At 50.0% G+C, this 12,292-nt stretch carries 9 protein-coding genes and 1 rRNA gene; 9 read left to right on the top strand and 1 reads right to left on the bottom strand.

Annotated elements, in window-relative coordinates:
* Window positions 1–257 precede the first annotated feature (257 nt).
* The 6 genes from dnaA (at window position 258) to gyrB (ending at window position 6,746) form a co-directional block, all read left to right on the top strand.
* Window positions 258–1,604 (top strand): chromosomal replication initiator protein DnaA, encoded by a 1,347-nt coding sequence (dnaA, locus tag G5B47_RS05895; RefSeq protein ID WP_165095579.1) that lies wholly within the window; start codon window positions 258–260, stop codon window positions 1,602–1,604.
* A gap of 228 nt (window positions 1,605–1,832) precedes the next feature.
* A complete protein-coding gene (gene dnaN, locus G5B47_RS05890; protein WP_165095576.1) occupies window positions 1,833–2,975 on the top strand; it encodes a DNA polymerase III subunit beta in 1,143 nt (380 codons plus the stop codon).
* 46 nt (window positions 2,976–3,021) lie between these two features.
* A complete protein-coding gene (gene yaaA / locus G5B47_RS05885) occupies window positions 3,022–3,243 on the top strand; it encodes a S4 domain-containing protein YaaA (protein WP_165095574.1) in 222 nt (73 codons plus the stop codon).
* Window positions 3,244–3,406: 163 nt separating this feature from the next.
* Window positions 3,407–4,525 (top strand): DNA replication/repair protein RecF, encoded by a 1,119-nt coding sequence (gene recF, locus G5B47_RS05880; RefSeq protein ID WP_165095571.1) that lies wholly within the window; start codon window positions 3,407–3,409, stop codon window positions 4,523–4,525.
* 14 nt (window positions 4,526–4,539) lie between these two features.
* Window positions 4,540–4,788 carry an extracellular matrix regulator RemB gene (remB, locus tag G5B47_RS05875; protein ID WP_165095568.1) on the top strand — a complete coding sequence of 83 codons (249 nt, stop codon included), beginning with the start codon at window positions 4,540–4,542 and terminating at the stop codon, window positions 4,786–4,788.
* A gap of 47 nt (window positions 4,789–4,835) precedes the next feature.
* Window positions 4,836–6,746 carry a DNA topoisomerase (ATP-hydrolyzing) subunit B gene (gyrB, locus tag G5B47_RS05870; protein ID WP_165095566.1) on the top strand — a complete coding sequence of 637 codons (1,911 nt, stop codon included), beginning with the start codon at window positions 4,836–4,838 and terminating at the stop codon, window positions 6,744–6,746.
* Between the two features lie 157 nt (window positions 6,747–6,903).
* Here the strand turns inward: gyrB and G5B47_RS05865 are convergent, their stop codons facing one another.
* Window positions 6,904–7,767 (bottom strand): YheC/YheD family protein, encoded by an 864-nt coding sequence (locus G5B47_RS05865; protein WP_165095564.1) that lies wholly within the window; start codon window positions 7,765–7,767, stop codon window positions 6,904–6,906.
* A 289-nt stretch (window positions 7,768–8,056) separates the two neighbouring features.
* Between G5B47_RS05865 and gyrA the strand changes: the two genes are divergently transcribed.
* The 3 genes from gyrA to G5B47_RS05850 all read left to right on the top strand — a co-directional run.
* Window positions 8,057–10,609: a DNA gyrase subunit A gene (gene gyrA, locus G5B47_RS05860; protein ID WP_165095561.1), complete on the top strand. Its 2,553-nt coding sequence runs from the start codon at window positions 8,057–8,059 to the stop codon at window positions 10,607–10,609.
* A gap of 175 nt (window positions 10,610–10,784) precedes the next feature.
* Window positions 10,785–11,882, top strand: coding sequence for an HD-GYP domain-containing protein (locus G5B47_RS05855; protein ID WP_165095558.1), 1,098 nt, complete (start codon window positions 10,785–10,787; stop codon window positions 11,880–11,882).
* A 284-nt stretch (window positions 11,883–12,166) separates the two neighbouring features.
* Window positions 12,167–12,292: ribosomal RNA gene (locus G5B47_RS05850) — 16S ribosomal RNA — on the top strand; the annotation flags it as partial.

Here is a 12,292-nt window from a genome sequence, read left to right as displayed (position 1 = left end):
GGATAAAATCCTCGGGTTCATTGAAAATCAAGGGGAGTTTTGCTATGATGGTATTACTTTTGATTGTGAATAGATTTGAATGTCCTCCATATTATCAACAAGTTGTGGATAAAGTTGTGAACAATTCAAGTTTATCCATCTTTTTTTGTCTTCTCTTCCTGCTTATTGGGGATAATATTCCCCATCACCTTATTTTCTTCGACATTTCCACTTCATGGCTCTAGCCACATTTGGAAGATTTAAAGGAGTGACAGTGTGTGGAAAGCCATACTTCCGAACTATGGCAGCAGATTTTATCAATTATTCAGACCAAACTAAGCAAGCCAAGCTATGATACCTGGTTTAAAGCAACCAAAGCGCTCTCGTTCAGCCCCCAGTCGCTCGTCATTTCGGCGCCGACAACTTTCGCCGTGGAGTGGCTTGAAAGCAGGTATACGAAGCTGGTCGGAGCTACGGTTTTCGAAGTGACGGGACAACAGGTCGACGTCAAGTTTGTTATAGAAGAGAACAAGCCTGCGGAGCCTGTCGTTCAGATTTCTCCCGGGCCTCCCGCTGTTTCCCGTGAAGAAGCCCAAACGCATATGCTGAATCCCAAGTATACGTTCGATACATTTGTCATCGGCTCGGGCAACCGGTTTGCCCATGCGGCCTCGCTGGCCGTCGCCGAAGCGCCGGCCAAAGCCTATAATCCCTTGTTCTTGTACGGCGGTGTGGGACTCGGCAAAACGCATCTGATGCATGCAATCGGCCATTATATTCTGGAACATAATCCGAGCAACAAGGTGATTTATATTTCATCCGAGAAATTCACCAACGAGTTCATCAACTCTATTCGGGACAACCGCGGCGAAAGCTTTCGCAACAAATACCGGAATGTCGACATTCTGCTGATCGACGATATTCAATTCCTTGCCGGCAAAGAATCGACGCAGGAGGAATTTTTCCATACATTTAATGCGCTGCATGAGGAACGCAAGCAGATTATCATCTCAAGCGACCGGCCACCAAAGGAAATTCCGACTCTTGAGGAACGGCTGCGTTCGCGGTTCGAGTGGGGCCTCATCACGGACATTCAGCCGCCGGATCTGGAGACCCGGATCGCAATTTTGCGCAAAAAGGCCAAAGCCGAGAACCTTGATATTCCAAACGAAGCGATGATGTATATCGCTAATCAGATCGATACGAACATCCGTGAGCTGGAAGGCGCTCTCATCCGGGTTGTGGCCTACTCTTCGCTGACCAACCAGGATGTAACGACGCATCTGGCAGCCGAAGCGCTGAAGGATATCATCCCGTCCAGCCGGCCGAAGATGATCACCATTCAGGATATCCAGCAAAAGGTCGGCGAATATTACAATTTGCGACTCGAAGATTTCAAAGCGCGCAAACGGACGAAAGCCGTCGCTTTTCCAAGACAGATTGCTATGTATCTTTCCCGGGAGCTGACCGATTATTCGCTTCCCAAGATCGGCGAGGCCTTTGGCGGCAGGGACCATACAACCGTTATTCACGCCCACGAAAAAATAAGCCAGTCGATTAAGGTCGATCAGGAGCTGTACAAAGTGGTAAACAATATTTCCGAGAAAATAAAAAATCCTTCGTAAGAAGGAATAAACAAGCCTATACACAATCTATTCACATGTGCGTAGGCTTAATTTTATGCAGTCCAGGCCGCTTATCCACATATCCAGCGCCCCTACTACTAATACTATTTAAAATCTATAATATATCTTCATCAGACAAAGCGGCTGCGCCGTCTTTCGAAGAACCGGTATAAGGCTTCTGTAAACTCTCATTATCAGACTGCCCACTATTCAGCTAGGAGTGAAATTATGAAAATCAGCATTCTTAAAAATGAACTCAACGATTCCATCCAGCATGTATCCAAGGCGATATCCAGCCGAACGACGATCCCCATTCTCACCGGCATCAAGCTGGAGGTCAGTTACCAGGGCGTTACGCTAACCGCCAGCGATACCGATATTTCCATTCAATCGTTTATTCCGGCGGAAAATGACAGCGAGCAGATCGTGAAGGTGGAGCAGCCGGGAAGCGTCGTGCTTCCGGCCAAATTTTTCGTTGAAATCATCAAGAAGCTGCCTTCTAAGGAAATTCATATGGAGGTCAAGGATGGCTTTCAGACCTACATTTCTTCCGGAGCGACGGAAATTCAGATGGTGGGCCTTGATCCGGAGGAATTTCCTGTCCTGCCGAATATTGAAGGCAATGAAACGATCTCTATACCCGGAGATTTGCTGAAAAATATGATCAAGCAAACGGCTTTTTCCATCTCCACCCAGGAGACAACGCCGATTTTAACAGGTATACTATGGAATCTGTCGGACGGTGAGTTCAAATTTACCGCAACGGACCGTCACCGGCTGGCAACAAGAGCGGCCCGGCTGGAAGGAACGGAGGAAGTCCGTTTCGCAAATGTTGTCATCGCCGGCAAAACGCTGAATGAGCTGAGCAAAATCATTCCCGACCAGAACATGCTCGTAGATATCGTCGTGGCCGATAATCAGGTGCTTTTTAAATTGGACCGGGTTCTCTTCTATACCCGCATTCTTGACGGCGTCTATCCGGATACTTCTAGAATTATTCCGAATGTTTACAAAACAGAACTGACTCTCGAAACAAAAAAATTAAGCGAATCGATCGACCGGGCTTATTTGCTGTCCCGCGAAGAGAAGACGAATATCGTCCGCCTGCAGACGCTTGATAACGGAGGAATCGAAATCTCCTCGAGTTCATCGGAGCTTGGGAAAGTGCGGGAAGAGCTTGACGTCCTTGATTTTAAAGGCGAACCGTTGAAAATATCGTTTAACTCCAAATATATGCTGGATGTACTGAAAATAGTCGACAGCGAACAGCTGACAATCGCTTTTACCGGGATGATGAGCCCGATAATTTTAAAGCCGCTGGATGAAAGCAAGGCGCTGTACGTTATTTTGCCTTATCGTACAACCAACTAACGCCGGATTCCCCTTTTGTGGATAAGTGGCGGAGAGGAAATAAATCATGAAGAAAATAGTTATCCACAGTGGATATATCAAGCTGGATCAATTTTTAAAGCTGTCGGACTGTGTATCCACAGGCGGGATGGCGAAGGCTCTGCTTCAGGAGGGGAATGTGCTCGTGAACGGGGAAAAAGAGGATCGCCGGGGAAGAAAGCTGTATCCGGGCGACAAAGTCGAAGTGAAGGACGAAGGACTGTTTGAGGTAGCCGGCGGAGAAGAGTAAGCATTTTTCACTTGTAAATCAAAGCTCCATTGTCAGGAGCTAGCTTGAAATATAAGCTGGAATAAGAGCATAGCGGTTAATGGCTTGTATTTCGATCGAGAAGCGGGCGCTTTTTCATCCATGGGAATTGTGCTGCCGTTTCCTGCTTGGGAGGAACGCTTTCGTGTTTGTAAACAGTATCACCCTGCGGCATTACCGGAACTACGGATCGCTGCTGCTTGAAGGCCTCGGAGATGTGAATCTGATCCTTGGGCAAAATGCCCAGGGCAAGACGAATCTCGTCGAGGCCCTTTACTGCCTGGCGATGACGAGGAGCCACCGGACCTCAAAGGACCGCGAGCTGATCTCTTTCGACGCTCCGGACGGCGCGGCTTATATCGAGGCGGAGATTCGGCGCAAATACGGGAACTTAAAGCTTGAGCTCACGCTGTCCCCGCAGGGGAAGAAAGCCAAGATTAACGGTCTGGAGCAGCGGCGCCTGAGTGAATTTGTCGGTTCGCTGAATGTCGTCATGTTTGCGCCCGAGGATCTGGAGATCGTCAAGGGGACGCCTGGCGTCCGGCGCCGTTTTTTGGATATGGAAATCGGCCAGGTTCAGCCAAGCTATCTGTTCCATCTGCAGCAGTATCAGAAGGTGCTCCTCCAAAGAGGCAATCTGCTCAAGCAGCTGTGGGCCAAAAACGGGGCTGGCGGGGATATGCTGGAAATATGGGACGCCCAGCTTGCGGAGCATGGTGTTAAAATCGTCAAAAAAAGGAAACAATTCATAAAGAAGCTGCAAGGGTGGGCCGAAGAGATTCACAAAGGGATTACCAACGGCGGCGAAGAGCTGAAACTGTCCTATGTCCCTTCTTTCGGAGAGCGTGATGAGGAAGATGAAGCTGTCTTATTAGACAAATTTATGTTAAAGTTATCACAAACACGTGAACAGGAAATTCGGCGAGGCATGACGCTGACAGGTCCCCATCGGGACGATCTGTCCTTTTTTATCAACGGCAGAGAAGCTTCGGTCTATGGTTCCCAGGGGCAGCAGCGCACAACCGCTCTTTCGCTCAAGCTCGCCGAAATTGAACTAATCCATGAGGAAATCGGGGAATATCCCGTCCTGCTGCTTGACGATGTTCTGTCCGAGCTTGATCCGTACCGTCAAACGCAGCTAATTGAAACGTTTCAGAGCAAAGTGCAGACCTTCATAACGGCTACCGGAATCGAAAGCCTGAATGCCGATAAATTAAAAGGCGCAATCCAGTATCGCGTCCATAACGGAATCATAGAGTCTTAAACGGGAGGAAGACCATGTATATTCATTTGGGCGGGGAAAAGATTATCCGGTCTTCGGAGCTGATTGCCATATTCGATATTTCGATCGAGAAATCCTCCAAATTGTCCAAACAGTTCGTTGCTGCGGCCTTGAATGACAAGAAATTGGAGCGCATCGGTGAAGAAGAAGCCAAATCAATAGTCGTTACGCAGAATATCGTGTATTATTCCCCCATTTCTTCTTCCACACTCAAAAAAAGATCCAGAATGCTGCTTGAAGGTTAAAGCCCGTTCTGGGCCCAGGTCACAATCTGAAAGAAGTAGGTGAAGGCATGTCAATGAATCAACCGACATATGATGAGAGCCAGATTCAGGTGCTTGAAGGGCTGGAAGCGGTCCGCAAGCGTCCGGGCATGTACATCGGTTCGACCAGCGTAAAGGGCTTGCACCATCTCGTATGGGAAGTTGTCGATAACAGTATTGACGAAGCGTTGGCCGGTTATTGCGACAAAATCCAAGTTATTGTGCATGAGGACAACAGCATAACGGTAATCGACAACGGACGTGGAATTCCTGTCGGAGAGAACACGAAGCTGAAGAAATCGACGCTTGAAGTCGTCATGACCGTCCTGCATGCAGGGGGCAAATTCGGCGGCGGCGGATATAAAGTATCGGGCGGCCTGCATGGTGTGGGTATTTCGGTAGTGAATGCCCTCTCGGAAAAAGTGGTTGTCACAGTTAAGCGGGAGGGACATGTGTACCAGCAGGAATATCGCCGGGGGGCCCCTCAGTACGACATCCGGATGATTGGCGATACCGAAGAGACGGGGACCAAGACGACCTTCCACCCGGACCCGGAGATTTTTACCGAAACGACCGTGTATGAATATAATACGCTCCTTACCCGGATTCGCGAGCTGGCATTCTTGAATAAGGGAATTGAAATCTCTCTCACGGATGAGCGGACCGGTGCGGTGAACACGTTCAAATATGACGGCGGTATTATCGAATACGTGAAGTTCCTCAATGAGAAAAAAGAGGTGCTGCATGAGGAACCGATCTATGTTGGCGGTTCCCGCGATATGATCCAGGTCGAAGTGGCGCTTCAATACAACGATTCGTACACCGAAAATATTTACTCTTTCGCCAATAACATCCACACCCATGAGGGCGGGACGCATGAATCCGGATTCAAGAGCGCCTTGACGCGCATTATCAACGATTATGCGCGCAAAAGCGGCATCATCAAGGATAACAGCTCCAACCTGACCGGGGACGATGTTCGTGAAGGACTAACGGCTATCATTTCCGTGAAGATCCCCGAGCCGCAGTTCGAGGGCCAGACGAAGACAAAGCTTGGCAACAGTGAGGCTCGCGGGATTGTGGAATCGCTGTTTGCCGAGAAGCTGCAGGAATTCCTCGAGGAGAATCCGGCCATTTCCCGGCGCATCCTGGAGAAATCGCTGCAGGCTTCCCGGGCGCGTGAAGCGGCGCGCAAAGCCCGCGAGCTTACGCGGCGCAAGAGCGCGCTTGAAGTCAGCGCGCTGCCGGGCAAGCTGGCGGACTGCTCGTCCAAGGATGCTTCCATCAGCGAGCTGTTCATCGTCGAAGGCGACTCTGCCGGGGGATCGGCTAAGCAGGGGCGTGACCGGCATTTTCAGGCAATTTTACCGCTGCGCGGTAAAATTCTGAACGTGGAGAAGGCCCGGCTGGACCGCATCTTGTCCAACGCCGAAATCCGCGCGATTATTACCGCTCTTGGAACGGGAATCGGCGATGACTTCGACCTGTCGAAGGCGCGTTATCACAAGGTTGTCATCATGACGGATGCGGATGTCGACGGCGCCCATATCCGCACGCTGCTGCTGACCTTCTTTTACCGGTATATGCGCAAAATCGTTGACGCGGGCTTTATCTACATCGCCCAGCCGCCGCTGTTCAAAGTGGAACGCAACAAGGTGGTGCGCTACGCCGGCTCGGAGAAGGAGCGCGACGAGATTATCGCCACCTTCGGAGAGAACGCCAAATATAATGTTCAGCGCTATAAAGGCCTCGGAGAGATGAATGCCACGCAGCTCTGGGAAACGACAATGGATCCCGAAAGCCGCAGTATGCTGCAGGTAACGATCGAAGACGCCATTCTGGCGGACAGCATTTTCGATACGTTGATGGGCGATAATGTGGAGCCACGGCGCGATTTTATCCAGGAGCATGCCAATACGGTCAAGAATCTGGACATTTAATTCGGCTGCAGGTCAGCCTGATGAGTTCGATTCATACGGTAAAGGGGTGTTGCGGGAGCACAGAACCGCAGTATCCATCTTCAGCAGCCTCCGGCTGCCGCCAAGCAAGGCGGTCCGGGGGCTGTTTTTACGTCAAGGAGGAAGAAGGAGCAGGGGGCTAACGGCCGCGTGTATGGGTCTTGCGGCGCGAGGATAAGCTCGAGCTGCCAAAACCCGCACGTCCGTAGGAGGCGGCATACCGGCTGATTTTACGGTAAATGGATTTGTCGTCAAACAGCTTAAACGCTACAAGGGAAGGCAGTGTATTGACCTCAAGAATCCATAAATCATGATGATCATCCATGGCGACATCCAGACCGATTTCCTTCATATCCGGGAAAGCCTTCACCAGTTGGCGCCCGATGCGCACGCCAAGATGTTTCAGTCGATGTATCATAGACGAGCGATCAGCCGTGATCATATGCTCGGCAAGCAGCTCCTCAACGGGCAGGAGGCTTCCGCCGTTATGATAGTTGGTCACAATTTTTTGCGGCGCCGCCACTCTGCCCAAAAGTCCCGTTGTTTCCCATCGGCCCTCCGGGTTTTTTTGGACAAGCACACGCAAATCGAATGACAGATTCTTATAACGCAGAAGGTTGATTCCTTGTTGAATCAAATAGGGACGCTTCTTTATTCGTCCAGTGATGGCCTGATGCAGCTCTTCCATCGATTGAAAGGCATGCGCTTTGGTACCGTAACGGAGGATATACATTATACTTGGCTCGGCGTTTTCCTCTTCGTGTGCTTCCGGATTTTCCGCGCCGCTTGGTGTCAGGATCAGATTCCGCCGCTCCGCTCGCATGACCCCGCATCCGTAGGTTCCGCGGTCCGGCTTGATATAGACGGTTTCATACAGGACGAGCATCTCATTAAGCACCGAATAATCATATTTACGGGTATCGGGAATATAAGGCGCCAAGGAGCGGTTCTGCAGGATGACTTCGGTCTTGGCCCATTTGCTGGAAACCCGCTGAATTCTCATGTTACTCCTCCCTTTACACGGCTGAAATATAAGGACAAGTGTTCTAAACAATGGTATAATCTAAGGATATGGGATGATATCTTTATGCCCGTGCTATAGAGCGTTTAGGCACGGTCTGTTCCATACAGTCTATGAGCCGTGAGTCTATGCGGACAGGGCTAATACCCGGGAACCGGGCAGAAAAATATTGATATAACAGCTATCAGCTAGTACGTTTAATTGTGCTGTTTTTGTGAAAGGAATATAATAAAGGGTAGCGGTTTTTTAACTGAAGGAGGTCCAGCAACTCATGGCTGAACAAAATAACCCGCAAATCAGGGATCGGGACATCGGTGTCGAAATGCGCGATTCCTTTATGGATTACGCAATGAGCATCATTGTGAGCCGGGCTTTGCCGGACGTACGGGACGGACTTAAGCCGGTTCACCGGCGCATTTTGTTTGCGATGTCGGAGCTTGGAATGTCACCGGATAAGCCTTACAAGAAATCGGCGAGAATCGTCGGTGAGGTTATCGGCAAGTACCATCCGCACGGCGACTCGGCCGTATATGAGACGATGGTCCGGATGGCTCAAGATTTCTCCATGCGCTATATGCTGGTTGACGGGCATGGCAATTTCGGCTCGATTGACGGCGATATGGCTGCGGCAATGCGTTATACGGAAGCCAGACTTTCCAAGATTGCCATGGAAATGCTGCGCGATTTGAACAAGGAAACGGTTGATTTTATTCCGAACTATGATGGCGAGGAGAATGAACCTGCTGTTCTGCCTTCCCGTTTTCCCAATCTGTTGGTTAACGGGGTATCTGGTATTGCCGTAGGGATGGCTACCAACATTCCGCCGCATAATCTGGGCGAGGTCATTGATGGCGTACAGGCCATGATCCGCAACCCCGAAATTACGCCAATCGAACTTATGGAATATATCAAAGGCCCGGATTTTCCAACGGCCGGATATATTTTAGGCCGCGAAGGCATACGCCAGGCGTATCGTACGGGCCGCGGCTCGGTCACGATGCGTGCAAAGGCACTGATCGAAGAGGAGAGTAACGGCAAGGCGCGGATTGTTGTAAATGAGCTGCCTTATCAGGTTAACAAAGCGCGTCTGGTGGAGAAAATTGCCGAGCTGGTGCGCGAGAAGCGGATTGAAGGCATTACCGACCTTCGGGACGAATCGGACCGCAACGGCATGCGCATTGTGATTGAAGTCAGACGGGATGTCAACGCGAATGTTGTACTCAATAATCTCTACAAACACACTTCGATGCAGTCTACCTTTGGCATCAATATGCTGGCTATTGTCGGCAAAGAGCCGAAGGTGCTGAACCTGCGCGACGTGCTGTACCACTATTTGCAGCATCAGGTCGAGGTTATCCGCCGCCGGACCGAATTTGAACTGAAGAAGGCCGAAGCCCGGGCGCATATTCTGGAAGGATTGCGCATTGCGCTGGATAACCTGGATGAGGTTATCGCTCTGATCCGCGCTTCGCGTACGGTCGATATTGCGCGCGAAGGCCTGATCGAGACCTTCAGCCTCAGTGCCGAGCAGGCACAGGCGATTCTGGACATGCGGATGCAGCGTCTGACGGGTCTGGAACGCGACAAGATCGAGAACGAATATAACGAGCTGCTGGTGAAGATAGCCGAGTACAAGGCCATTCTAGGCGATGAAGCGCTCGTTCTTGAGATTATCAGCAATGAGCTGCAGGAACTGCGTGACCGGTATGCCGATGATCGCCGGACCGAGATCACTATCGGAGAAGAAAGCATTCTCGATGAGGATCTGATCCCGCGCGAAGAGGTCGTCATAACGGTATCCCATACCGGTTACATCAAGCGTCTTCCGGTAACCACTTACCGCAGCCAGAAACGCGGCGGCCGAGGCGTTGTGGGCATGGACACGAAGGATGAGGACTTTGTCGAGCATCTCTTCGTCAGCAATTCCCATAACTATCTGATGTTCTTTACCGATAAAGGGAAGGTATACCGGATCAAGGCCTACGAAATTCCCGAGCTTGGACGTACGGCCCGCGGGACTCCGATTATTAACCTGCTTCAGATCGAGCAGGGAGAGAAGATCAGCGCGGTCATCCAGATCGAGGAAACCGAAAGCGATCAATACCTGTTCTTTGCCACCCGCGAAGGTCTGGTGAAGAAGACGCCGCTCGAGGATTACAACAATATCCGTAAAGGCGGGCTTATCGCCATCAATCTGCGGGAAGAGGATGAGCTTATCGATGTGAAGCTTACCGACGGAAAGCAGAAGCTGATTTTGGGCACGGCGGACGGAATGTCCATCACCTTCTCCGAGGAGGATGTCCGCTCCATGGGACGGAGTGCGACTGGCGTCAAGGGCATTACTCTGGATGAAGAGGATCATGTCATTGGCATGGATTGTATCGATCAGAACCTGGATGTGCTCATTGTCACGACCAAGGGCTATGGCAAACGGACGCCTGCCGGCGATTACCGTCTGCAGACCCGCGGAGGCAAGGGAATCAAGACCATCAACCTTACGGAAAAGAACGGCCCTGTCGTCAGCCTCAAGGTCGTTAAGCAGGAAGAGGATCTAATGATCATCACGACGGGCGGAACCTTGATCCGCATGAGCATGGATGGCATTTCGACCATGGGACGTTATGCGCAAGGCGTGAAGCTGATCAACATCCGCGAGGACGATGCCGTGTCTACCGTCTGCCGCACCGATAAGAGTGAGGAAGAGGAGGGCGCGCAGTCCGATGAGGAGGAAGGCGTCAATCCTGAGCTGACCGAAGCTTCGGAAGTCAATGAATCAGAATCTGCCGATTCCGATTCGGAAGATGGCGGAGAGGCTCTGGAATAGCATCATCCATTAGCTAAGAGAGTACCTGCAGCGAGTGCTGGCAGGTACTCTTTTTTTGCATCCTAAAAAAATGACTAAACTAAAACTTTCATACTAGTCGCTTCCCTATATTCATAATATAATTAGGAAAATAGTACCTATTTTTCAGCATGGAGAGAATAAAGGGGTTGAGCGTATGCCGAGCATATCGGTGGCGGAAGTAAAACCGGGTTCAAAAGTAAGTAAAGACATCATTACGCCTTTGGGAGGGACTCTGTTTACCAAGGGAAAAGTATTGCTGCCGCGCGATATGGAAATACTGGAGGCTTTTCTTATCCAGCAAGTGGATATTCAAGGCTCGGAAGAGGACGCCATAGCTTCGGAAGCCCCTGCAGCTCCTTTGAAGGGGGATGCCAAGAAGGTAACGGCTTCTTCAGTCTCTTCAGTGACCCGCAGCAGTTCACAACTGCATGAGGAATACGATAAAATGCTTGCGCTCATCAAAAGCTGTTATAGCTCAGCCAGCGCGGCAATTCTGCCTATTTATGATCTCCGCAGCGCCCTGGAATCGCTGATCACCCATATCAAGGACTACCATGTTCTGAACTTTACGCCGCGGACGCTAAATGATCAGGACTATATTTATCATAACGCCGTGCTCTCCGCGCTAACCTCCTATAAAATTGCCCAATGGTGCGGATACCCCCAAAAGGAGTGGCTTCAGGTGGCCTTCGCCGGCCTGCTGCATGATATAGGAAATGCCAAAATTGATTCTTTCATTCTTCAGAAGCCCGAACCGCTTACGCTTACCGAGAGAAATGAAGTGCGCAGGCATACGACGTATGGATATCAAATTTTGCGAAATGTAACAGCTATCAACGAAGGTGTCCGGCTTACAGCTTTGCAGCATCATGAAAAAATTGACGGATCGGGTTATCCGCTTCGGCTTCAAGGCAGCCAGATTCATATCTACGCGAAAATTGTCGCCGTGGCTGATATTTTTCATGCTATGACACTCGAGCGGGTATACAAGAAGGCACAATCGCCTTATCTCGTTTTGGAAGAAATCCAGAAAGAGGGCTTTGGCAAACTGGACCCCACAATTGTACAAACCTTTGTTTATAAGACGACAGAACTTCATAACGGAACCAAGATACGCCTTATCGACGGCCGGCAGGGGGAGATCATCTTCTCGGATCGCAGCAACCCTACACGTCCTTTAGTAAGCGTGGAAGGCCGAATTATTAATCTGGCGCATTCGCGCAACCTGTATATTAAGGAGATCATCACGTAGGGAAGATATTGGTTTTGAATTTATTTTTAAAAAAAGGGTTGCATAAAGAAATCAATCATGGTATATTCTAATTCCGGCCAAGAAATACGGGCTCTGCTTCAAAAAAAGAATTAAAAAAAAAGAGCTTGCATTAAACGGTTGGATATGATATATTATAAAAGTTGCTGCTGACGAGAAGTTGAGCGGCGGCAAAGAAGTTTGATCTTTGAAAACTGAACAACGAGTGAGTATTAATTGAGAAGAAATTCTCGTCAGTTTGTTTGATATGAGCTATCGGCTCTACCTTTTTGGAGAGTTTGATCCTGGCTCAGGACGAACGCTGGCGGCGTGCCTAATACATGCAAGTCGAGCGGAGTTATGAGGGAGCTTGCTTCAGATTAACTTAGCGGCGGACGGGTGAGTAACACGTA

Origin of the sequence: Paenibacillus apii (assembly GCF_011043685.1) — a bacterium.
GTDB lineage: Bacteria > Bacillota > Bacilli > Paenibacillales > Paenibacillaceae > Paenibacillus_AQ > Paenibacillus_AQ sabinae.
The sequence above is the reverse complement of the archived record's forward strand: the minus strand, read 5'-3'. Positions and strand labels throughout refer to the sequence as shown.